This is a genomic window from Microcoleus sp. PH2017_28_MFU_U_A, assembly GCF_020738035.1.
Lineage (GTDB): Bacteria > Cyanobacteriota > Cyanobacteriia > Cyanobacteriales > Microcoleaceae > Microcoleus.
In genome coordinates this window covers 1-24,883 of sequence record NZ_JAEQCX010000105.1, presented here as the reverse complement: position 1 = coordinate 24,883, position 24,883 = coordinate 1, and the positions used below count along the sequence as shown (strand labels likewise).

Sequence of the window (24,883 nt, the reverse complement as noted above, 5' to 3'; positions counted from 1 at the left end):
ACGAGGTTTATACCGTTCTGCTCAGAAATCAATTCTGAATGCAGATGTTAACGGTGCGGCAAACATCATTAGGAAATCAAAAGTAGCCATAGACTCAATAGTTGAGCGAGTGGGTAGCGGGTTACTGACTAACCCTTTAAGAATTAAACTTTGGGCGGATTCATCCCCCAAAGTTTGTCCTTAAGAATCCCCGCGTCTTCAGACCGGGGAGTGTCAATAATCAATTTTAGGCCAGATTTGTGGCAACAAGCTGATACTAATCACTTCTTAAAGTTAATCGGGATCGTCTTTGATAAGGAGCCAAAATAATGCCCAGTGCAGTACCAATTATTATAGTTGAGCCAACGCCAACGCCAACGCCGGAGACAACGCCAACGCCGACGACACCAACACCGACGACGCCGACACCGACGACGCCGACACCGACGACGCCGACACCGACGACGCCAAGGCCTTCCGACGACACATTTGGCGGCATAGACGACACATTGGGCGGAGGAAAAGGTACCGTACCCTCAATCATCGGGGGCGTACTTCGGGGAACAGAAACCAACGACTCGTTAGTTGGCAGTCCCGGCCCCGACGTGATTTCCGGGCTGCAAGGCAACGACAACCTGCAAGGATCTGGTGGCGATGATTTAGTTTTTGGCAATGATGATGAGGACGTATTGTTTGGTGGCCCCGGCAACGACGTGCTCGACGGCGGTTCAGGACTCGATACCCTGTACGGAGGCAAAGGCAGCGATTCCCTCGACGGGGGAAATAACCCCGATTTGTTGTACGGCAATGACGGCAACGATACGGTAATTGGAGGCGAAGGCAAAGATACAGCCTACGGCGGCAAAGGCACCGACAGCTTGCGCGGTGGGTTGGGCGACGACAGCTTTTTGGGCGATCGCGGCGATGACGTTCTCTGGGGCGATCAAGGTAATGACTCGCTCTTCGGTGGCGAAGGCGAAGACTTGCTATTTGGCAACGAAGGAGGCGACTGGCTCTACGGCAATGGCGGCGCGGATACCATTTTTGCAGGTGACGGCGATGACATCGTGTTCGGCGGTGCTGGGGACGACATCGTGGACGGTGGTGCTGGCAACGATATTCTTTGGGGCGAAGCAGGCAAAGACATAGTAGCAGGAGGCGAAGGCAGAGATGTCTTCGTTATCGGTACCTTCAGTACCCCCGGTGGCAGCAGCAGCAACGGCACTAACCCAGCATTTCTCACCACAGGCGGCCCGGATATCGCCGATGCTGATATTTTCACAGACTTTCGCCAAGGTGAAGATGCGATCGGGCTGAGCGGCGACCTCAAGTTTGAAGATTTGGTAATCTTCCAAAGCACCGACAGCAAAGCCGGCAGCACCATTATTCGCAACGGCGTCAGCGGCGACTTTTTAGCAGTATTGCCCGGAGTAGACAGCAGAACCTTGGGACGCAGCTCATTTGTAATTGCCCCCATAGTTCCAGGCAGCGCCACCCCACTACCAGCTCCGACGCCGACTCCGAGTCCGACGCCGACTCCCACACCGACGGCAAGTCCGACTCCCACACCAACTCCGACACCGAGTCCGACTCCCACACCCACAGACACTCCGACTCCCACAGACACTCCGACGCCGAGTCCGAGGCCAATCTTCCCCACGCCGACGGCAAGTCCGAGTCCAACGCCGACGCCGACAGGAAGCCCGACACCGACAGGAAGTCCGACGCCGACAGGAAGTCCGAGTCCGACACCTGTCAATCAGCTTCCAGTCGCAGTTAACGACAACTTCACTACGGTTTCAGGTCAAGGTCTCACTTTCAACGTTCTGTTGAACGACACCGATGCAGACAAGAACCCTTTGACGGTTACGACTTTTACCCCAACAGCCAAAGGAACTCTGACTCCCTTGGGCGGCGGCGACTTCCAATACACCCCAAATGCTGGCTTCTCTGGTTCTGACAGCTTCAGCTACTCGATCTCAGACGGCAACCGCGGCACTGCTCAGGCAACAGTAACTATCAACGTCAGCAACCCCCCACAGCTAGTTATTAACGATGGTGTGGTGGTTGCCAAAAGTGCTCCGACTCAGACAATCACCGCCGCCGATTTGTTGGTGACAGATCCCGACAACCCTCCATCGGAAATTGTTTACACGATTACTAAAGCCCCCGACGCTACCAGAGGTTTTGTGCAAAGGGGCACCACATTTCTCAACGTGGGCGGCAAATTTAGCCAAGACGATGTCAACAACAACATTGTCAAATACAACTTGTTAGCAGGAGGTGGCAGCGACAGTTTCACGTTTACAGCCTCCGACGGGTCTTCAAAGATCGGGCCGGCATCCTTCAGCATTACGGTGGTAGATAATATTGTCGATCGCACCGCACTTCCTGCCAGCAGCTTTACAGGCAGCAACATCAGCGACTACATCATCGGCGGGGCAGGCAACGATACCATCTCAGGCGGTGCCGGGGACGACATCATCGACGGCAGGGGCGGCGACGACTTTGCATTCGGTGATGCAGGCAATGACTCGCTGCTGGGTTCGATCGGCAACGACAACCTCGACGGCGGACTGGGCAACGACACCATCAATGGCGAAGATGGCATAGATTCGCTAGTTGGCGGACTGGGCAACGATTTGATGTTCGGCGGCAATGACAATGACATCATCTCGGGCGGTGACAACGGCGACACCATTGACGGCGGCGCTGGGAATGATTCGATATTGGGAGAAGCCGGCGAGGACTCGATACTTGGAGGCAGCGGCACCGACACATTATTGGGTGGAATTGGCGACGACTCGATCGAGGGCGGTGCCGGCGACGACATCCTCGATGGCAGCATCGGCAGAGACTTGCTCGATGGCGGTATCAATAACGATTCTATCTCCGGCGGCGATAGCGAAGACACCATTTTAGGTGGAGAAGGCAGCGACACCGGACTCGGAGGTGCGGGCAACGACTACATATTAGGCGAGGGCGGCGGCGACTCCCTGTTGGGCGAAGCGGGCGACGACACTGTAGACGGCGGCGCCGGTAGCGACTGTCTCAGCGGCGCCTTCGGCAACGACTTGGTATTGGGTGGCGATGACAATGACTCGCTTTCCGGCGGTGCGGGCAATGATATTTTGGGCGGCGGGAACGGTTCTGACTTGCTCACCGGCGATGCTGGTAATGATTTCTTCTACTACGAAACTCCGAGTGAAGGTGTAGATATCATTACTGACTTTAATGCTAATGGCACCGGCACCGACAGATTCTTGTTCAGGTCGTCAAATTTCGCAGGTTTAACCAACTCGGGAACTACTAACGATTTCACCAGTTTTATCGTCAGGAATATCGGCAGTGGCGGCGACAACATCAGCAAGCAAGAAGTAATTTTGTTTGAATCTAAATTTGACAACGCTCAAGCAATCAATGCAGTGTTGAAGAATCAAAACGGTTCGAGCAAAACTGGAGCTTTCTTCGTGTACCTGAACAATACTTTTAACCAGTATGTTCTTGGCTTTGACCCGAATGTGGCAGACGACAGTCTCCCAGCTTTCGATTTGGCAGTGTTGAATTCTATTCCTACAGTGCCGGGAGCTCTTAGCACCGTCATTACTGCCTCTGACTTTAAGTTTATCTAGTCGTTTTTGAGTAGCGTCGCAAGGAGTCCGAAAAATGCCCAGTGCAGTACCAGTAATTATTATACCGGAGACCACTCCTACGCCGTCGCCGGGGACAACTCCGTCGATGACGGGGACTTCTCCGTCGATGACGGGGACAACTCCGTCGATGACGGGGACTTCTCCGTCGATGACGGGGACAACTCCGTCGATGACGGGGACAACTCCGTCGATGGCGGGGACAACTCCGACGATGACGGGGACAACTCCGTCGATGACGGGGACAACTCCGACGATGATGGGGACAGGCCCGGGGATTTCGATCGTACCGGTGCCTCGACCAACTCCGACTGTACCCACGCCTCCCCCACAGCCGCTGTTTGTCGATGGTGTAGTTGTCGCCAATGACGGGAATAACTATTTAATCGGCAGCTTGTTCAACGACACGATTTCCGGGCGCGACGGGGACGACACGATTCTGGGTCGGGACGGGGACGATATCATCAGGGGCGAAGACGGTAACGATTCTCTCAATGGTGGCGCTGGTAAAGATATCGTTGAAGGCGGGCGCAGTAATGACACCGTGCGGGGCGGCAAAGGCGATGACTTGGTTTCTGGCGACCAGGGCAACGATGCAGCTTTTGGCGACCAGGGCAACGATGTTGTCTTGGGTTCGGAAGGCAACGATACGCTGTACGGCGGTAAAGGCAATGACTGTCTGCGCGGAGGTGCGGAAGACGACCTGATTTTTGGCGACAAGGGCAGTGACACTGTTTTTGGCGACACGGGCAATGACTGCCTGATCGGCGCTGCGGGCAATGATATTCTTTTGGGCGCCGACGGTGGGGATGTCATCAGCGGCGGTGTTGGTAACGATACTGGTGAGGGTGGCGAGGGTGATGACCTGCTATTTGGAGGAGATGGCAATGATGCTCTGTCTGGAGATGCTGGGGATGATATTCTGACGGGCGATCGCGGGTCTGATACTCTGACAGGAGGCGAGGGTTCGGATATCTTTGTTCTCGGTAGGGTGGGTACGTCGGTTTCTAGTAGCGGGTTTCTGACTACTGGCGGCCGCGAGATCGGTGATGCTGATTTAATCAGAGATTTTAAGGCAGGAGATTCGATCGGCTTGGCTGGAGGTCTGAACTTTACACAGTTAAACATCTTCCAGGGTCAAGGCTCGAATTCTAGCAACACGATTATTCAGGACAAGCAAACTGGCGAATTTTTGGCGGTGTTGGTTGATGTGCGACCTGGTTCGCTAGATGAATCTAGGTTCACTACGGCTCGAATACCGCGCGTAGAAGATAATCCCTTTACTATTCAGGGAACAAGTGTTTCTCCGACACCGAGGGGGACAAGTCCTTCTCCAACTCCGACGGGGACAACGGCTTCTCCAACTCCGACGGGGACAACGGCTTCCCCGACACCAACGGGGACAACGGCTTCCCCGACACCCTCAACGGGGACAAAACCTGTTACGACACCGCCACCGACGGGGACAACTGCTTCTCCAACTCCGGCAACAAGTCCGACTCCGGCAACAAGTCCGACTCCGGCAACAAGTCCAACTCCGGCAACAAGTCCAACTCCGGCAACGAGTCCGACTCCGGCAACGAGTCCGACTCCGGCAACAAGTCCGACTCCGGCAACAAGTCCGACTCCGGCAACAAGTCCGACTCCGGCAACAAGTCCGACTCCGGCAACAAGTCCGACTCCGACTCCATCGCCATCACCGGGGACAAATCCGAGTCCAACTCCGTCGCCGGGGACATTACCGACACAGGTTCCGAGTCCGACTCCATCACCGGGGACAACTCCGAGTCCGAGTCCTTCTATTGTCCCGACTCCAACTGCGACAACCCCAACTCCTCCGCCTTTCGGTGGTGGGCCAGTTCCGCCGAGTTTTACCACTCCGACTCCTAACGAACTGCCGATCGTCGAAACTGGTAAAACGCTGACAGCTTTGCAGAATTCGCCTCTGTCTCTAAGTATTTCGCAGCCGACAGATCCAGAGGGCCAACCATTGTCGATCGGAGTAATCGGAGTGCCCAATCCGAATTTCGGTCAAGTAGTTGTCGGTACAACTCCGATCGCCCTGAACCAAAAACTGACAGTTCAGGAATTACTCGGCCTGCAATTCCAACCTAAAACTGATGTAATCGGGTCAGCCGGTTCCTTCAGCTACAGCGTAGCGGACGATCAAGGTGGCACGGCGGCAGCCTCAGTCGCGATTAACATCAACTCTTTCAATACATCGTCAACCCTTCCGACTAGCTTGCCGCCGGTGCTTGGCGATGACGGCATCGTATTTACGAATACGAATAATTTGCTGCCGACATTCATCGACGTACTCGCCAACGATTCCAGCCCGCAGAAAGGGCCACTCAGCATTATCAATGTCGGCACGCCAAAACTGGGCATAGCTGTGAATCTCGGCACTCAGGTGCAGTTCATCCCCGGCAACGTAGCGGGTACAACTACTTTCACCTACAGCGTCAGCGACGGATTCGGGACACTTCCGGGCACAGGTACGATCGCCGTTTCAATCTTGCCGGCGGATAGCGGGCCTAACAAATTGGTTGGTGGTTCTTTGCCGGACAATTTGAACGGTTTTGCAGGGGCAGATACTGTTGACGGCCAAGGCGGCAACGATACGATGAACGGCGGTTTGGATAACGACGTGCTCGTAGGCGGCCTGGGTGCAGATACCATGACGGGTGGCGGTGGTAGCAATCAATTCCGCTATACCAGTCCTGCGGATGGCGGGCTGGCCTTTGATGCGGCTTCTTCGGCGGCCATCAATGCTGCGATCGCTGCGGGCGGATACGATGTGATTACTGATTTTACCGGTCTCGGTGTGCCGATCGCCGATCAGTTTAACTTTGCCCCCGGATTCCCAAATCTCAATAGTGGCACTCTAGTTCTACTGAACGTGCAGACAACTGTTTCTGCAAATATTCTGGGAGGAAGTGCCTTTTTGTTTGCCTACGATTCCGGCGGCAATACTTACATCATTTATGACGGCAATGGCAACAACCTCGCCGGCAACGATTCTCGCATTTTGGCGAAGTTAAATGGTGTAACAGGGGTTTCTTCTCTTTCGGGATTTGACTTCACGTTTATCTAGGAATAGATAGAAGACGCTCGCGGTTGAAACCGCCTCTATACAAACAAAACCCACCTCCGTGGGTTGAAGAGTAGAACAGCGGGCTGTTGAAATTACGTTATTTTCTTCAGTCCGCGGAGGCGGACTTTGTTTGTGTAGACGCGGTTTCAACTGTACGTCCTATCTAAATCGGATTTTCATCAGAAAAAAGTCCCAATAAAGGGCCGAGAATCGCGCCAAAAACAAAGCCGCCGGCATGAGCCCAATAGGCAACTCCCCCGGATTCCATGCCCACACTTGCCGGCGCATTCAAGGAAGCTAAGCCGCTCAATGCTTGCTGTGCAAACCAAAATCCGAGAAAGAAGAAAGCGGGAACTCTGACTGTAGTAATAAAAATGCCCAGAGGTAGTAAAGTAAGAACTTTGGCTTGGGGATATCTGAGAATGTATGCGCCCATCACGCCTGCGATCGCGCCGCTAGCGCCCAGGGAAGGAATAGCCGATGATGAGGAAAAATACCACTGAGTTAGTGATGCTAAAACGCCGCAAGTAAGGTAAAATATTAAATATTTTACGTGTCCTAAACGGTCTTCTACGTTGTTACCAAAAATCCACAAAAATAACATATTTCCGGCAATGTGGAGAAAGCCTGCGTGCAGGAATTGCGAGCTAATTAGTGTCGTCCATTCGGGAAATGGCGAAACTGGCAGAGACACCCGACACATATTGCTTAACTGGCAAGGAACGACCGCCCAAGAGTAGAAAAATTGCGTTAATTGGCGATCGCCCAAACTGAGTTCGTACAAAAACACTAATACGTTGGCAGCAATCAGTCCGAAGGTAACGTAGGGAGTGATACTGGTGGGATTGTCATCGCGTAAGGGAACCACAGTTTTTTTCTCCTCAACATCAAAATATTGGCAACACGATATCGTATTTGCAGGCCAAAAGTCTTCTGTCGGAAGGAAGAATTTATTAGGATTAGTCAGCAGTCATTAGTTATTAGTCAGTTGGTTGTCTCTAGAATTTATCTATTGTCAGGATTGCCGTAAATCATTTGGGAAACTTTGGGGGGGGTGTCTCCGATGTGAAAAGCGCGGGCTGTTTCTTCGATCGCGCGATCGGCATTTGTGACTCGCTCGAATTGGCGTTTGTGCTCTGCCCAAGATTCGACAATTATCGTTTCTACAAATCGGCTGGGATGGGATAAATCTTGATACAATCCCCACTGAATCGCCCCGTCGCGCCGCCTGGTGCGACTTAGTGCTTGCATTACTTGTTTAAAACTATTTGCATCGGCCGGATCGATGCAGTATTCTAAAGTAATTAATACCGGGCCGTCGTTGGGAGATGGTTCAAAAGAGTGGGCTGGTTGCTGCCAGTGCAGGGAAGATGTTAAATCCATTTTTTCCGCACATCGGAGACGGTAGCGAGTGGCGAGGGCTGTAGTCGCGATCGCTCCAACTGCTGCAATCTGTAAACTAACAGAAATTCCTGCTTGCTGGGCAATGGTTCCCCACAGTAAACTACCTAAAGTCATGCTTCCCTGAAACACTAACAAATATGTCGCTAAAGCTCTCGCCCGCACCCATGTAGGAACGGCTGTTTGAGCAGCTACATTCAAACTTACCATCACTGTCAAAGACGACAATCCCACCACCAGCATCGCCGCGCATACTGCATAAAAATTGCGCGCATAACTCAATACCAGCATCATTGTTCCAAACACCGCCGATGCGGCTGCTACCGACAAATCAGTCGAAATTCGCTGCCGGATTTTGGGTAAAATAAATGCTCCGGCTAACCCACCGATTCCCCAAAAACCGAGAATTATCCCGTATTTAAAAGCATCCAAACCTAATTCTCGGCGACCCAAAAGTGGCAGCATGGCAAACAAAGCGCTGGCAAAGAAAATATATGCCCCAGCGCGGATCAGGACTGCTTGAAAAGGTGGAGAATAGCGCACGTAGCGGATTCCGGCTTGCATTGCGCCGATAAATCTTTCTGCGGGTAAAGCTGTTTCTTGGGGCTTTCTCTGCCACGTATAAATGACTAGAATGACTCCGATAAAGGAAGCTGCATTCAGCAAAAATACGAAGCCAGTGCCGGCGGAAGCGATGATGATTCCTGCTAAAGCGGGGCCTACAGATCGCGATAAATTGATGACAATTCCGCTTAATGTTACTGCTGACGGCAGTTGTTCTTTGGCAACTAATTCGGGGGTAATTGCTTGCCAAACGGGCATATTTACGGCGCTGCCGATGCTGATAACAAAGGTTAATCCTAGCAGTATCCAGGGAGTTGTGAGGTTCGTAACGGTGAGAATTCCCAAAAGTGCGGCGGCGACAAGCATCCAGCCTTGGGTGAATAGTAGCAGGCGGCGCCGATCGACTACATCGGCGATCGCGCCGGCAGGTAGCGCTAGCATGAAAAATGGCAAGCTGGATGCTGCTTGCATCATGGCGATTAGCAAGGGCGAGGGGGAAAGGGATGTCATCAGCCAGGAGGCCCCTACATCGTGCATCCAGGTGCCGATGCTGGAAACTCCCGAGGCTAGCCAGAGAGCTCGAAATACGGGCTGGGCTAGGGGACTCCACATTGAGGCGGGCTTTGGTGCGGTGGCGCTCATGTTTGGATAGGGAGAGTTTGCGATCGAACTTTATCTTACATCACCTGAAATTATTGTTTTTTTAATACCATGACTAAAGCCCCTCCTTCTTGACAAAATCATCAAAATTAGGCTAATCTCAAAACGTCGAGCGAGACGACTGGTCTAGTAACATTGTTTATGAGTGGAAAAGTTGCCATCAAAGAAGATACCAAACTTGCTCTGATTAAAGCAGGGCGACGAATCATTGTGGAAAAAGGATACAATCACGCCGGAATTCAGGAAGTTTTGCAAGCGGTAGGGGTTCCGAAAGGCTCTTTCTATCACTTCTTCAGTAGCAAAGAAGAATTCGGTTTGGCAATCATCGAGTACGATTCCCAAATGCACGATCGCATTGTCGAACAGTATTTAGGTGATATCAATCTCACTCCTCTGAATCGGCTGAAGCATTATTTTACCTTTAAGTTAGAGGAATTTGAAACTCTGCAATACCGAGAAGGCTGTTTGTTTGGCAATCTCAGCCAAGAAATGGCCGATCAAAACGATCGCTTTCGCCTGCGGTTGCAAGAAGCTACGGATCGCTGGCGAGATCAGTTTGCTGAGTGCATTGAAGCTGCCCAAACTGCGGGTGAAATCTCCAAAAACCAAAAGGCTCAAGACTTAGCAGAGTTTTGTTTAAATAGTTGGGAAGGTGCTTTGTTGCAAATGAAACTGAGCAAAAGTGATGCTCCGCTGAAGAACTATATTCAGTTTATGTTTGGGATGATTTTAAAGTAGCTCAAAAAGTTGAACGATCGCTGGATCTGTCTCTATTCAACTTGTCCGCAAGTTTGGCAACATACAGCAAATTCCACATTTATGAAGTACACTCGCTCCCCGTAGGGACACGGCACTGCCCAAGGCGTGTCAACTTAAGCCTGAAAGCCTTGATAAATGTCGTTTTTACCATAGTCCAGATCCCCCTAAATCCCCCTTAAGAAGGGGGACTTTGAGTACGTTCTTGTCCCCCCCCTTAAGAAGGGGGGCTAGGTAGGGCGGTTTTATTGTCCTCAGACAAATTAGGTACGTAGTTGCGCTTCAGCGCTCCTTATAATATTAGGAAAGAGCGCTAAAAGCGCAACTACGTACCTTGGCCCAAACGCGAGCCGACATTTGAGCGATACTTTTGGTAGTTTTATATTTCCTATCCTGACAATAAAACCACCCTACTTCTTAAGGAGGGCTAGGGGGGATCTAGATTTAATAGTCAAACAGCAATCTCTGACTGGATTTGACCTTAAGTTGACACCTATGGGCTCTCGGAGTGTCCCTACACTTCACAAACCTCGAATACGCTACATATAGATCAATACGGTTTACTTAAGATTGTCATTGCGAGGAACGAAGCAAACAAGAGTATCTATTTTTCATAGGGTTTTACCCCAGGGCAGTCTTAAGTAAACGGTATTGAATTATATTACCCACAATGAGGAAACCGCACTGCCGTTTCCCTGCAATTAATCGAGGTAGGGAAACGGCAGTGCCGTTTCCTCCGTTTATATCATCCCGATGTAACCGGAATTGATATCAGGAATATTTTTATGTTTTATCCTCAGATTTCTATGAAAACTCCGACACTTTCTACGGCCATTATGCTAACCGCACACAAAGCATAAATTCCCGTTCCTACCGTTACTTGTACGGTGTCTGCATTGATGATTTTGATGAGTTTCCAGCTATCACCATTCTTTTGATAAAGCGTCCAAGAACGGATGTTTTTATCGACGGGATTTTTCCACTGCAAAACATTGCTATTCCCCACTTTTTGTACTACCACTGATACTGGAGGGGCCGGCGGCTTTCCATTTTGCCAAGGCATCGCGGGAACGAGTGCGGGTTGCGCGTATGTAGTGGATTTAAAATTATCGTAGATTTGCTGGCGGTTGTCGCTAAATGCTTTCATGCTGAAGAAAACATTGCCTAAAGCTAAGCTGTCTTTAGAGTTGCGCGTAATCTCAATTTGATTGTTTATTTCCTGCACAGTCCACTTGTTGCCGTCAAGTCTTCCTAAGTTGTTTCCTACATAAATATGTCGGTTTTGGGGGTTGTTTTCCAGCCACCATTCCAGCAACATTGGATAGCTTTGAGCTGTTTGATCGATGCGCCAGTAAAGTTGAGGATTTAGATAATCTACCCAACCTGATTCTAACCATTTTTTGGCGTCGGCATAGAGTGTTTCGTAGGCGTCTAAACCGCGACTTTGTGGTGGTTGTCCGGGTCGATAAATACCGAAGGGACTGATGCCGAATTTTACGTTGGGTTTGACTGTTTTAATTCCTTGTCCGAGTCTTCTAACTAATTTGTTGACATTTTCGCGGCGCCAGTCTCCTAAACTCATTTGGCCGCCTCTAGAAATATAACTATTGTAAATCTTGCTGTCGGGAAATTCTTGACCGTCAATGGGATAGGGATAGAAATAATCGTCGAAGTGAACGCCGTCTATATCGTAGCGCTTAACTACATCTAAAATTACGTTGTAAGTCTTGTCTAAAACTAAATCAATTCCCGGATCCATCCACAAGTCGTCGCCCCACGGATAAACGCATTCGGGATTGGTAACTGAGAGGTGCGGGCGGACGTTGGGAGGGGTTTGAGTGGAAACTTTGGCGCGGTACGGATTGAACCAAGCGTGAACTTCGATGTTGCGTTTGTGGCTTTCTGTAACGGCAAATATTAAAGGGTCATAGTAAGGTTGCGGTGGCTTTCCTTGAGTTCCTGTCAGCCACGCACTCCAAGGTTCTAATTCTGAGGCGTAAAGGGCGTCGCCCGCAGCTCGAATTTGGAGGATAATTGCATTGAAATTCATTTCTTGCAGCCTGTCCAGGATTTTCAGGAGTTCGGCTTTTTGCTGTTCTGTTGAGAGTTTGTTGCTGAATGGCCAGTCAATATTCCACACGGATGTTATCCAAACTCCGCGAAATTCTCGCTGGTGGTTGACGTAAACTTGCGGCCTGGGAACTTTGCTGAGAACTATAATATATTGATTGTATATTTGTGGCGCTCTTTTGAGATATACTAATGCTTGATAAACCCAGGCGACTACATCGGCTCTGGTGGCGTTTCCGGCGGGATTTAATAGGTTTAAGTTGGGGGCGTTGACGACTATTTCGGATTGGGTTGCTATGACGATCGCCTTTTTGGCATAATTAGGAATTTCTGTGCTGTCTTGGTAGATGTTTGATAGAACCAGATTGCTTGTCGGTACAGCGTTTGACCCAAATATGCCGCTGACTAAGGCAACTAATGCTTCGGCCCTGGTAATCAGGCTTTCGGGTTTAAACAGGTTGTCGGGATAGCCGGAGATAAATCCTCTTTTATATGCTGCTTGAATGGCTGTGGCGGCCCAGTGGGTGGCGGGAACGTCGATAAAGGGTATGTAGGGCCGTTTGTCGGGTACGGGAAAGGCTTTGCTGACTATGGCGGCGAATTGGGCCCGGGTGAGGTTGCTGTTGGGGCGAAAAGTGCGATCGGGAAAACCGCTGATTACGGCCCTTTCTACTAAGCCATCAATGAATATTTTTGCCCAATGATTTTGAATGTCGGAAAAGCGATTTGTGCTGGAAACCATAGTTGTATTTATAATCGGGAATTGGGAATTGGGAATGGGGCATTGGGCATTGGGAATGGGGCATTGGGGAGCGGTTATTAGTTATTAGTTATTTGTTATTAGTAGCAAGTCACAAATAACTAATAACAAATAACTAATACAACTATAATTGCTATAGCAACTGTCAACTGTCAACTGTCAACCGACTACAGCAAACTGGCATTTTCGTAAAGCAGCCGGATGATATTGATGATTTTTTGTCCGTATAAAGGGTCAGAATTCCAGCGACCTGCAAGTTCGTTGACGGTGGGGGCTACGCCGCGCTTGACAAAACGAAAACGCACGTTTTCTTTAACTAAAGGTTGGTTGATTGGTTCGGTACTGGCGTAAGCTTTTAGGTGCTGAATTTGCGCTCTAATTCCTGTTCTGGCATCGGGAAAGGAAATGCCGGAATTTGTGGGGCTGACGATTCCCATGTCAGCAAAGTTGAATTGTTCTGGTTTGACTGCACCGCCAAAGTTGAGATAGTTTGTTTCTAAACACATTTGGCAAAAAGCTACGTCGTGATTGACGCCTTCTGCGGCTGCTTCTTGGACGTAAATTTGAGGTAGGTTGGGAAATATTACCAGGGCTTTGCTGTTTGTTTTGGTGAGAAATACTGTGATTTGTTGGGCGGTAGTTAAACCGCGTCCCATGATTTTTCCTACGCCGGAGAGGATATCACGGCGCGATCGCAGGGATACTGATGTGGTGGCCTGATCCCAAGTTACGGAAATGTCGCGATCGCGCAAATCGACAGCCCGCACGAATACTACTCCATTGTAGGTGATTCGGCGATCGGCTGTTTCTGGTTTAACATTGAGAGCGTCTAGAACTTCGGAAGGGACAAAAGCATTTCCGTTGACCAAAATGCCTTTGTCTTCGTGGGGCGCACCGTTGATTTGGATATTAATTAAAGGATAAACTATAGGTTTTGGTGTCGGTGTCGGTGTCGGTGTCGGTGTCGGTGCAGGTGTCGGTGTCGGTGTCGGTGTCGGTAAGGGTTTTAAAGGAGTATTGTTTAACCAAGCTTCAAGTCCGTCAGCGAGTCCGAGGGCGACATCACGGCGGCGATTTTGAATAGTTCGCAAGTCATCAATGTTAGTTAAAAAACCGAGTTCTATTAACAGCGAAGGAATATTTACGCGCCGACAGAATGCAAGGCTACCAACACCAGCTTCTGTATCTGCTCTTGCGCCACGATTCGGTATTTGTGGACACCTGCGTAAATAGCCATTTAAAATTAAATCTGCATCTGCTTTTCGTCTGGGGTTGCTACCAATATAAAACGCGCTAGCACCGCGGACTTGGGGATTAGAAAAAGCGTCTATGTGTATTTCAACCGCTACATCTCCCGGCTGAGAGCGACTATTGATCCAAGCGATACTTTCGATTAAGCTAAGAGTATCTGGTACAGAGAAGGTGTCTATACCTCGCTGCCGCAATTCAGGTACTAATAAATCCCGAGTGAGAATAAGTTCCTGGGATTCGGTGGTGCCAAATGCGATCGCCCCGGGATCGCGCACGCTGCCTTCAAACCCGCCATGCCCTGCTGAAACAAAAATAGAAGCCATTTAATAAAAATCTCCACCTTGCAGCTACTTGATGTCTGTTTTTTATGCTCGGCTTTTATTTTACCGCAAAGGCGTATATTTTATTATTGCAGCAAAAACTTGTAGTTGCGTTCTGGGTGGGGGTTCTCACCCCCGAACACAACTACAAATTTGTTAATCCGCGTGGAGATCACATTTTGACAGCGGGGCTAGTCGAAGGTTTAGGTGCCTTAATTTCCTGCGATACTGCACGGGTGCGGAAGAGTTTAGCAACGACTTGCTCGCACTTGGACAAATCCGCTTCTATCTGTGTAAAGATGTCAGTTGATACCGGATCTGTGAACTTCGCTCGCAGGTTGTTGATATCGACAACACCTGTTTGCAAATCGCCGAGAGTGCTCCGCAGCAAGAAGGTTTCATCTGTTCCTTGCACCGAGGCTTTTAATTTAGCGTATTTGTCAGCAAGTTGGGCGGGAATTGAGGGTTTTTCGCCGAAATCGCTGAGGCGGTTTTCGAGAGCGAGGATGTGTTTCTGTTTATTTTGGATCATTTCCGCCAGGAGCGATCGCAAATCGGCATCTCCGGTTTTTTCCGCATAATTCTGAAACGCTTCGCAAGCATAGCGTTCCCCTGCGAGGGCGGTATTCAAACCTTTCACAATGTCCGCTTGTGTCGAGCCGCCCCAACCATTAGCTAGTTTCCACCATTCTGCACTCGTATCAGTTTCTTCTGGCAAACCAACTGCTTTACCGCCGTAACCGAGGCGCGCTAAAATAGCGGTGGTAAATATTCCTAAATCTCCCGGTTGGCGGGAAGTAATCAAGTTACCGTCAACTACTAAAGGTTCGTTGATGTAGTTAGCTCCGGCATTAATCATGTCTGTTTTAATTGCCAAGAAACCCGTCGCATTTTTGCCTTTGAGCGCGTCGGCTTCAATCAAAAGTTGCGGGCCGTGACAAACAGCAGCGACTATTTTTCCTTGTTCCATCGCTTCTTTGACAAACCGCACTGTATTGGGATTTGTCCGCATTGTATCGGGAGCCATACCGCCGGGAATTACGACTGCATCAAATTCTTCTGCTAATGATTCAGTGGTAGTTCCGTCAGCTTGCTGGGCGACTTTACCATTTTTCCCTGCATACTTTTCGTTTGTCCGCGAACCGAGGACAACTACGTCAAATCCTGCTTGTTTTAAGGCGTTGTAAGGAACCAGAAATTCTGAATCTTCTACTCCATTTTCGATTAGTATGGCAACTCGTTTGGTGTTAGTTCCGTTATTTGTTGTCACAATCACTTTCCCTCAGGCTATCTTTTTATCTAAACATAAGTCACTTCTCGTTTTTTGAGCATCTGGCTAAAGTGATAAAGTAGTTATTCTTAAAAGCTGTTAAGGTGAGTCTTTAGAGATATTTTATAGTAGAGCAACACGATCAACAGTCAACAGTCAACAGTCAACAGTCAATGCACGTAAGAGGCTCCGTTAATGTCGATCGTTGTTCCGGTAGCGTGCACAGCCAAACCCGATGCTAGAAAAGCGATCGCGTTGGCGACATCTTGAGGAGGGGCGATTTTGCCGATCGGGATATCGCGCACAATCTGTGCTTCGCCACACTCCCTAATAAACTTATCCGACATTTCCGTACTCACAAATCCCGGCGCCACAGTAAAAGCCAAAATATTATCAGCCGCAAATCCTCTAGCAATGCTGCGAGTTAGAGAAACGATCGCACCTTTTGATGCAGCGTAGTGCAGATAATTCGGGTCATCGCCGCGAAAAGCAGCGCGACTTGCTATATTAATAATCGTACCAACCTTGCGAGTTTTAAAATGTAGAATTGCTTCCCGGCACAAATCAGCAACCGCAACTAAATTAACTTGTAGAGTTTGCTGCCAAGCCGACGACCAAATATCAAAATCGTCCTCGATACCAGCCGACTGCATAATCCCAGCATTATTAACTATAATATCAATATGACCGCGCCACTTTACAGCATCTTGCCACAAAAGAGAGGCCGCGTTTGGTAACATCAAATCTGCTGCTAATAAATAACAGCGATCGCCCGCCACACTTGCTGCTACCGATTCCGCCGCTTCCTGACTGCGACAGTAATGCAAAATCACCTCGGCCCCAGCATTAACAAGAGTCCGCACCGTCACTGCACCAATCCCTTTCGAGCCGCCCGTCACTAAAATTACCTTTCCAGTTAAATCAATCATTTCTCTCTCTCTTTTCTCTTTCTCTGCGCCCTCTGCGCCCTCTGCGCCCTCTGCGGTTAAAAAAAATAAATCCCATTCACAAGCGAAATAGAATTTGCTATATGATAATTGTACATGATTAAATGTCCTCTTAAAAATAAATCAAAAAAATCGCCATGAAAGCAGTTGTGTTCGATCGCTACGGCAGCGTTGACGTATTGCAGTACCGAGAAGTAGAAAAGCCGATCGCCAAATCGAACGAATTGTTAGTCAGAGTTCGCGCTAGCAGCGTCAATCCCGTAGACTGGAAAATCCGGCAAGGACACCTGCAACTACTTACAGGATTTAACTTTCCTCGAATTGTCGGTTCCGACATCTCGGGAGTTGTCGTAGAAGTCGGCTCGGAAGTCACCAAATTTCAACCCGGAGATGAAGTTTATACATTCTTAAATCCAATCGCTGGCGGTGCTTGTGCCGAATACGCTGTCGTGCCAGAATCGAGTGCATCAATTAAACCTCACAACATCACCCATGTCGAAGCAGCAGCAGTACCCATCGCAGGTTTAACGGCTTTGCAAGCGTTGAGAGATTTGGGTGAAATTAAAGCAGGATACAAAGTATTGATTAACGGTGCTTCCGGCGGAGTCGGGATTTTTGCGGTGCAAGTTGCTAAAGCAATGAATGCGGAAGTAACGGGAGTTTGCAGCGCCAAGAATATAGAATTTGTCAAGGATTTGGGAGCAGATTGTGTTCTAGATTATGCAGAAATTGATTTTACTCAACAACCCGAAAAGTATGATATAATTTTGGATGCTGTCGGTACAAAGACATTTGCTGAATGCGAAAAAGTGCTGCAACCGGAGGGAGTTTATATCTCGACTTTGCCGAGTTTCGACAACCTCCCACCGATGTTGACTAGCTGGTTTATTCCTGGTAAAAAAGCTAAATTCATTCTAGCCAATGCCAACCCAGCCGACTTGGAGATTTTGCGGGAGTTAATCGAATCCGATAAAGTTGAGCCGATTGTCGATCGCACTTACAGCTTACCAGAAGTAGCCGCCGCCCACGCGTACAGCGAAACTGGCCGCGCTGTCGGCAAAATTGCGATCGGCATTGAAGAAGTCAGTTGACAGTTGACAGTTGACAGTTGACAGTTGACAATTAGTAGGGGCGGTGGATGGTGCGTGCCCGCCCTCTTAGTTGACAGTTAATAGTTAATAGTTACCAATTACAATTACCAATTACCAATTACCAATTAACAATTAACAAATCTAAAATTGCCCCATTACCGATTTCCGATTCCCCATTACCAATTCCCCATTCCCTATGACTGTGCCCTCAGACTTGGAGACATCCGAACAAGATTCCGACAACAACCTCGAACAAGTTAGCGCGGAAAATAGCATTTCACCAGTCGCTGATGATTTGATGGCTGTCAACAACTTAGAAGGTGCAGAAGTTAACTCAGAAAATATTGCACCAATTGCAGATGATTCTACGGATGTCGGCAACTTAGAAGCTGAAGAAGTTAGTTCGGAAAATAGCATTGCACCAGCCGCCGACGATTTTACGGATGTCAGCAACTTAGAAGCTGAAGAAGTTAGCGCGGAAAATAGCATTGCACCAATCACCGATGATTTCACGAATGTCAGCAACTTAGAATCTGAAGAAGTTAGTTCGGAAAATACTATTGCACCAGTCGCCGATGATTTTACGGATGTCAGCAACTTAGAATCTGAAGAAGTTAGTTCGGAAAATACTATTGCACCAATCGCCGACGATTTCACAGATGTCAGCAACTTAGAAGCTGAAGAAGTTAGCGCGGAAACAGAAAATACTATTGCACCAATTGCAGATGATTCTACGGATGTCAGCAACTTAGAAGCTGAAGAAGTTAGCGCGGAAAATAGCATTGCACCAGTCGCCGACGATTTCACGGATGTCAGAAACTTAGAAGCTGAAGAAGTTAGTTCCGAAAATAGCATTGCACCAATCGCCGATGATTTTCTCGGTTCCCGCAACCTCGAAAACGAATATCTCGACGAACTTCCCGACGAAGTTGAGATGTCTTTGTTCGACCATTTAGAAGAATTGCGTCAGCGACTTTTCTACTCGCTAATTGCCGTAGCAATAGGTGTAGTTGGTTGTTTTTTAACAGTTAAACCGATCGTACAATTGCTAGAAGTACCCGCCGGGCCCGTCAAGTTTCTGCAACTAGCTCCCGGTGAGTATTTCTTTGTTTCTATCGAAGTGGCGGGATACAGCGGTTTGCTGATTGCAAGTCCGTTTATTTTTTACCAAATAGCGCTATTTGTGCTACCCGGTTTGACTCGCAAAGAACGCGGGTTGCTCGGGCCAGTGTTTTTGGGTTCTAGTTTCCTCTTTTTGGGCGGGCTGGTATTTGCTTATATTGCTCTGATTCCGGCGGCGCTGAACTTCTTTGTTACCTACGGGGCGGATGTTGTAGAGCAGTTGTGGTCGATCGACAAATACTTTAAATTTGTACTGCTGTTAATGTTCAGCACGGGTTTAGCTTTTCAAATCCCGATCGTCCAAGTATTGCTCGGCGTTTTGGGCATAGTTTCTTCTCAGAAAATGCTCTCCGGCTGGCGTTATGTGATCTTAGGTGCGGCTGTTTTGGGTGCTGTTTTAACGCCTTCTACTGACCCTTTGACGCAAAGTCTTTTGGGAGGTGCGGTGCTCGCTCTTTACTTTGGCGGCGTCGGTTTGGTGAAGCTTTTGGGGCGGTGAAAATTAGGAATTTTGTAGTTTTTGGGCTGAGCGGGTTGTAGCAAAAATATGGTCGATAGCTCAAAAACTAGAGCTATCCGCCCTTGCTTGTGTGAATTTTGAACTCTGAAATCTCGATTCGGAAAAATTTAGCGCCCACCAAAATATGTGCGCGTATTCAGCGGACTCAAACCAAGCGATCGCGAAAGTTGTATAGGCGATCGCCACAGCTTCAATACCGATATTCGGCGACCTAATAACAGAGTAAAAGCAATATCCCCACAAGGTAAAAAAAGCAAGCAGCCCCAAAATACCTGTAGAAACAGCAGTATCCAAAATCCAATTGTGAGCTTTATAACTCGGTATTTTTTCAGTGCGAATCTGTCCGTTTATATCCAGGTAATCATAAGAAAACTGACCGAGACTTACGATTTGAGGAATGTTATTAGGATTGGCGACGAAAGGATATGCGATACCAAATCCGTTAAAACCCCAGCCAAAGAGAGGTCGTTTTTGAATGCCGCGCACAGCAACTTCCCACAAAGGCGATCGGCTGGACATTACTTGTGCGACAGATACCCGATTCCAGTCCAGCGGCCTTGTAAAGGTCATGGCACTAATTGTCAGCAATCCAATAAAAATAGCCGGGATTAATTGTTTGTAATATTGCCGTCCCAGCAAGTAAAATAGTGCTATCATTAAAGATATAACCGCTGTTCGAGTGTTGGTAAATAGCAAAGCAGGGAGAATGAGAAATAAAGCGAGACTGGAAGTGCGATCGCTAATTAACTTCCACTTCCAACCAACCAAAGAAATAACTGCGGCGAGAGTCAATACTATAGCTGCGTGGCCGCGATGCGAGTAAAGTGCGATCGGCTGCTGTCCGCGAAAAATCGTACTAGCCAAAACATCATTCCCGACCAACTGACCGGAAGTAGCAGTATAATCAATTTGCCAGCTAACAACTTGTGGAAAAACGCTAACAGCTACAACCACAGCTCCAATCAGCAAACCCCGCATTTGACAGCGAAACAATTCTGGATGCAGTTTTAACAGCAGCCTGTTAGTGAGGCTAAAAATAGAAATTAACAGCCAGTACAGCCAGCCGTCTCCCATTTGGTCTTGTCCCCAAAAAGAACGCTCCGGGAAAGGACTTTTCAGGGTAGAAATCGCTCCCACAGTCAAAAAAAATCCCCACAAAACCAGGCAGATTTTCCACTGCCGGGAAAAAGTTAAAAGTTTCCTTTCTTCCCATAAAAATGATAAATTTGAAAGCACAATCAGCAAGACAACAAAAACTTTAGGCTGCGTCCAAATTTCGCCGCGGCTACCTCCCCAAGGGTTGATGAGAATGAGACTAAAAGCATATAGCAAAGTGTAAAGTTTTTTCATTTCACTGTCCGCTGTTCGCTGTCAACTATCAACTGTCAACTATCAACTATCAACTATCCTGTCGCTTTTTCCGCAAAATACGCCGCATCGCAGCGAACCATAACAGCATTCCATTAGCCGCCAAAATACTCCCCGGTTCCGGTACAGCTTCCGCATCAATTGGCTTGGGTATTTGCCGCATCTTGAAACTTCCTTCCCTTTCCTGAAAAGCTAATTGAATGGGAAATGCTGTTTCTGGTGTTTCGCCAAATAATGAATCAATGCCAGTGATTCTAAAATTATCTACTGGATAACCCAATAAAGAAACAAAATCTAATTTATCTCCCGGACTGAAATTACCGAGGATCGAATCTCCTACTGCAACAGTAAATTGTTGGTCATCACCCGCAGGAAAATCAAGAATTTCAGTAAATAAAGTGTCTTCCAGAGATTGGAATTCAAAGCCGTAAGTAGTTGGAGGGTCAAACCAGCGACAGCCGGGAACTTTGTTGAAAACTTGCCAGCCATTTTGGATAGAATTGGGAAGGATGGGGTTTTGCTGTGTCAGGCCGCGCTTTTCTTTTCCGAATCCGCCACCGCCGCTAGTTGCTACGCTAAAATCAGGTGAATCTTGTGGGTCGTAAACATCGACAAACAATTCGTAATTGCCTCTGTCTTGACCGCGAGCACCTCCACCAGCAGCACGGAGATTGAGGTTGATATTGCCACTACTGCCTACAGTACCGGTTAGTGCGGAGGCAAAACCATTTCCTACAGAGCTACTGTTGTCGTCAAATCCCAGTCGAAAACCTGAGTTATTGTGCGTACTTAAAAATGTGTTGGGGTTGCAGCGATTGGAGGGGAGGTCGTTGTTTGTCCAAGCTATATATTTTGAACCGGGAGTAAGGTCAGAGACGTTAAAACGGTCTACTTCAAAACCGGAGGCAAGGCTGTCGGAAAATTTTTTAGTGGTTTTAGGAGGAGTAAATATGCTTTTCCAACCCCATGAGATACCATCATATATCGTGACTTCATTGGGTTTATTAAGGGGATCTTTTACCTCAGCCAAGTAAAGTTCTGCATCCCAAGCTTTGTTATTATAGATATCATCTCGAACAGGGTAATCACGAAAAAGAATTGTTTGATTTGGATATCTTACCGTTTTACCATAGGTATCGTAAAAAGGGTTAAATGTTTGCTTTTGTGGGTTTTGAGGGTCTAAAAAACTTAGTTGTGTCTGCTCTATTACAGTGTCAATTTTGTTCTCGAGAGTTCCGTAAGGTTGCTTAATGACTCCTTGAAGGGTAGATATATAGGCATGATTATTAACTACCCTTTGAATAAAATGAACATTAGTGCCTACTGGATCTTGACCAACGACCGGGTTGTAAAGAACTTGTATTTCTGCTCCCACATTGGGTGTAACAAAAGGAATATACACCCCAATATCAAACCGACCTTTTAAAGATTCTACTGATGGCGCTTTGTTAAATGTCCAACCGTTTTGCGCCCAAACGGATGAGGTCAGCAGGTTAAAAAAAGCATCCGTTCCGCCGACTGGTAGTTGCGACACAGTAGTTGTATAAGTAGTTACGGTGCCAATACCTTGCTGGGTATAAGATATTGAAGAACAATAAACAGAGCTTTGGGTACAGGGAGAATCTGGTCTTTGCGATGGCATTGTGAAAGAAAAAGCGAAACAGGCCCTACCTGTTAGCACAAACAGTAAAGGGGACGTTAATAAAACTATCCGGTATTGATGTAATCGCATTCTTAACAACTCCTTAACAGGGTAGGTATGGAAGAAAAATCTGTCTTGATATGAAATCGATATGAAATTGTGTCTCAATTGCTATTTATGTGCCAGGGTAAACTACGTAAACCTTGACAAAGGGCGTTGTTGCTTCACCTGTCCAAATCTCTCGTATTAGGTGTTCTTCATCTTTTTTAGGGTCATAGCACGGTCTTACAGATCGGGAACTGATATATCTGAATCTAATTTGATAATCACCAGGCTTTATGTTGTCAAAATACCACGACCCCCCCAATCCGTCAGAGCCTCCGATTAGCAGACTATTCTTCTGCCAAAAAACTTTGGTGTCCGGGAAAAAAGTTGCGTGTTCTCCTGGTTGAATTAAGGGACAAGCGAGTTGCGGAGAGTTTAGGAGTCTATCTCTACCTCCTTTGCTTTGTAATACTTTACCATCGGCTTCCACTATTTCTAAGGGAATTACAAGCAGGGGATCGAAAAAAGGTAAGCGAATAGGAGAAGGCGAGTTGTTTGTAATCCGAATAGCGAGCTGAATCAAGGTATTTACATCGGGTCGATTCTCAGGGATTAACCATACTCTATTTGGCACCAAAATTTCAAAGCGGATGCCATCAATTTCAACTGCATTCTTGTTAGTCGATTCTACAGATGTCAAGTTATATCCCCTCTCACTTTCCACCTCTTCAATCGCCATAACTTCTTTAGGCACATGACTCAATGCCACTAAGCCGGAAAGAATTAAAACTAATAAAAATAGGGAAAAGTGCTTCATCACATCAAACTGCCTTGCTTTCTGAAAGTGATTTATTAACTATAAAACTATATATTAGGACTGCTCCCTCAAAGTTGAAACGGTAAAAATACTGATTTTTTAGATGATAGTTTCCCGACCCTCTGCAATAAAACCACTAAGTCGCACTTTAATATGAATTTGACAACCGCATATATACGGAAAATGGGTGACGCTCGATCGACTTAATAAATAGCACTTATTAAGTTTGTTTATGCTTCCGCAAAATATGTCGCATCGTACCAAACCACAACTGCAACAGTAAATTGTTGGTCATCGCCCACAGGGAAATCGAGAATTTCAGTAAATAAAGTGTCTTCTAGAGATTGAAATTCAAAGCCGTAAGTAGTTGGAGGGTCAAACCAGCGGCAGCCGGGAACTTTGTTGAAGACTTGCCAGCCATTTTGGAGAGAATTGGGAAGGATGGGGTTTTGTTGAGTTAAGCCGCGCATTTCTTTTCCGAAGCCGCCGCCACCGCTAGCTGCGGAGCTAAAATCCGGCGATTCTTGTGGGTCGTAAACATCAACAAACAGTTCGTAATTGCCTCTGTCTTGTCCGCGAGCACCTCCACCAGCAGCGCGGACATCGAGGTTGATATTGCCGCTACTACCTACAGTACCCGTTAGTGCGGAGGCAAAACCATTGCCTACAGAGCTACTGTTGTCGTCAAATCCTAGTCGAAAACCTGAGTTATTGTGCGTACTTAAAAATGTGTTGGGGTTTCAGCGATTGGAGGGGAGGTCGTTGTTTGTCCAAGCTATATATTTTGAACCAGGGGTAAGGTTAGGGAGGTTAAAACGGTCTACTTCAAAACCGGAGGCGAGGCTGTCGGAAAACTTTTTAGTGGTTTTAGGGGGAGTATATGTATTTTTCCAACCCCATTTGATACCATTATAAATTGTGACAGTCTTGGGAGCAGTCTCCTCAACCAAATAGAGTTCCGCATCCCAGTTATGGTTTTCCGTGATATCTGAGCGGAAGGGACTATCGTAGAAATTATCTTCCGTAGCCAAAGGTGAACTTTCATCATAGAAGGGGCTATCTGCATCTGCCAAAACGTCAATTTTGTTATCACCGTTTCCATGACCTAAATCCTCAAGTTGACCATTCTTATAAAGTTTTGATCCATGATTGCTGACTACCCATTGAATCCAATGCAGATTGTTATTTTGGGGTGTAGGGTTAACTTGATTGGGAAGGATATCGCCTGATTTTACTGGACTATAAGTGAGTAAGAGATCGCTCCACACAACATCCTCCTTAGTAAAACCAGATATAGGACCATAATTAGCAGTGTAGGACTGAATATTAAAAGAACCAGCTAATGCCTGATCAGAAGAAATAAAGTTCCAGCCTTTTGGTTGAAAAGTGCTGTTTAGTAGAGTTAGGAAAGGAGCGCTCCCACCTAATTTAGCCTCAGTAACGTTTGACGGATTGAGCTGACGGGGTGACAGGTCGTCTGAAAAGCATACAGGGAGATAACTCTAGACAAATCGCCTCAAAAAAGATAGGGTAAGAAAGCTTCTTACCCAAAAATA

The 24,883-nt window shown here is 47.6% G+C and carries 16 protein-coding genes and 1 pseudogene; 6 read left to right on the top strand and 11 right to left on the bottom strand.

What is annotated here, in order from left to right:
- From JGK14_RS24975 to JGK14_RS24965, 3 genes and pseudogenes are all read left to right on the top strand, one after another.
- Positions 1–184, top strand: a pseudogene (locus tag JGK14_RS24975) (RNA-guided endonuclease InsQ/TnpB family protein); the annotation flags it as partial.
- A gap of 124 nt (positions 185–308) precedes the next feature.
- Positions 309–3,611 carry an Ig-like domain-containing protein gene (locus tag JGK14_RS24970; RefSeq protein WP_325315606.1) on the top strand — a complete coding sequence of 1,101 codons (3,303 nt, stop codon included), beginning with the start codon at positions 309–311 and terminating at the stop codon, positions 3,609–3,611.
- A gap of 34 nt (positions 3,612–3,645) precedes the next feature.
- A complete protein-coding gene (locus JGK14_RS24965; RefSeq protein WP_325315605.1) occupies positions 3,646–6,723 on the top strand; it encodes a calcium-binding protein in 3,078 nt (1,025 codons plus the stop codon).
- A 163-nt stretch (positions 6,724–6,886) separates the two neighbouring features.
- Here the strand turns inward: JGK14_RS24965 and JGK14_RS24960 are convergent, their stop codons facing one another.
- Positions 6,887–7,591: a rhomboid family intramembrane serine protease gene (locus JGK14_RS24960; RefSeq protein WP_293213425.1), complete on the bottom strand. Its 705-nt coding sequence runs from the start codon at positions 7,589–7,591 to the stop codon at positions 6,887–6,889.
- A gap of 137 nt (positions 7,592–7,728) precedes the next feature.
- Positions 7,729–9,330, bottom strand: a complete 1,602-nt coding sequence (locus tag JGK14_RS24955) for an MFS transporter (RefSeq protein ID WP_325315604.1) — start codon at positions 9,328–9,330, stop codon at positions 7,729–7,731.
- Between the two features lie 159 nt (positions 9,331–9,489).
- Here JGK14_RS24955 and JGK14_RS24950 point away from each other — a divergent pair, with 159 nt between their 5' ends.
- Positions 9,490–10,086, top strand: a complete 597-nt coding sequence (locus JGK14_RS24950; protein WP_293189863.1) for a TetR/AcrR family transcriptional regulator — start codon at positions 9,490–9,492, stop codon at positions 10,084–10,086.
- Between the two features lie 814 nt (positions 10,087–10,900).
- Here the strand turns inward: JGK14_RS24950 and JGK14_RS24945 are convergent.
- From JGK14_RS24945 to JGK14_RS24930, 4 genes are all read right to left on the bottom strand, one after another.
- Positions 10,901–12,916 (bottom strand): glycoside hydrolase family 10 protein, encoded by a 2,016-nt coding sequence (locus JGK14_RS24945; protein WP_293184085.1) that lies wholly within the window; start codon positions 12,914–12,916, stop codon positions 10,901–10,903.
- Positions 12,917–13,101: 185 nt separating this feature from the next.
- Positions 13,102–14,508 carry a hormogonium tapered terminus morphoprotein TftA gene (tftA, locus tag JGK14_RS24940; RefSeq protein WP_293184088.1) on the bottom strand — a complete coding sequence of 469 codons (1,407 nt, stop codon included), beginning with the start codon at positions 14,506–14,508 and terminating at the stop codon, positions 13,102–13,104.
- 169 nt (positions 14,509–14,677) lie between these two features.
- A complete protein-coding gene (locus JGK14_RS24935; RefSeq protein WP_293230912.1) occupies positions 14,678–15,775 on the bottom strand; it encodes a DJ-1/PfpI/YhbO family deglycase/protease in 1,098 nt (365 codons plus the stop codon).
- Between the two features lie 170 nt (positions 15,776–15,945).
- Entirely contained in the window at positions 15,946–16,704 is a 759-nt protein-coding gene (locus JGK14_RS24930; RefSeq protein ID WP_293184092.1) for an SDR family NAD(P)-dependent oxidoreductase, read from the bottom strand.
- 155 nt (positions 16,705–16,859) lie between these two features.
- On the opposite strand from JGK14_RS24930, the gene JGK14_RS24925 reads away from it, so the two are divergent.
- Positions 16,860–17,813, top strand: a complete 954-nt coding sequence (locus JGK14_RS24925) for an NAD(P)-dependent alcohol dehydrogenase (protein WP_293327462.1) — start codon at positions 16,860–16,862, stop codon at positions 17,811–17,813.
- A gap of 853 nt (positions 17,814–18,666) precedes the next feature.
- Entirely contained in the window at positions 18,667–19,434 is a 768-nt protein-coding gene (gene tatC, locus JGK14_RS24920) for a twin-arginine translocase subunit TatC (RefSeq protein ID WP_293224995.1), read from the top strand.
- A 60-nt stretch (positions 19,435–19,494) separates the two neighbouring features.
- Here tatC and JGK14_RS24915 read toward each other — a convergent pair whose 3' ends face one another.
- From JGK14_RS24915 to JGK14_RS24895, 5 genes are all read right to left on the bottom strand, one after another.
- The gene (locus JGK14_RS24915) at positions 19,495–20,805 is read right to left on the bottom strand and encodes an O-antigen ligase family protein (protein ID WP_293213436.1); all 1,311 of its coding nucleotides are present in this window, start codon (positions 20,803–20,805) and stop codon (positions 19,495–19,497) included.
- A 49-nt stretch (positions 20,806–20,854) separates the two neighbouring features.
- Entirely contained in the window at positions 20,855–22,465 is a 1,611-nt protein-coding gene (locus JGK14_RS24910) for a hypothetical protein (protein WP_293213439.1), read from the bottom strand.
- 175 nt (positions 22,466–22,640) lie between these two features.
- Entirely contained in the window at positions 22,641–23,327 is a 687-nt protein-coding gene (locus JGK14_RS24905) for a hypothetical protein (RefSeq protein WP_293213442.1), read from the bottom strand.
- Positions 23,328–23,557: 230 nt separating this feature from the next.
- The gene (locus JGK14_RS24900; RefSeq protein WP_293213445.1) at positions 23,558–23,797 is read right to left on the bottom strand and encodes a hypothetical protein; all 240 of its coding nucleotides are present in this window, start codon (positions 23,795–23,797) and stop codon (positions 23,558–23,560) included.
- Positions 23,798–24,067: 270 nt separating this feature from the next.
- Positions 24,068–24,595 (bottom strand): hypothetical protein, encoded by a 528-nt coding sequence (locus JGK14_RS24895; protein ID WP_293213448.1) that lies wholly within the window; start codon positions 24,593–24,595, stop codon positions 24,068–24,070.
- Between the last annotated feature and the right edge of the window lie 288 nt (positions 24,596–24,883).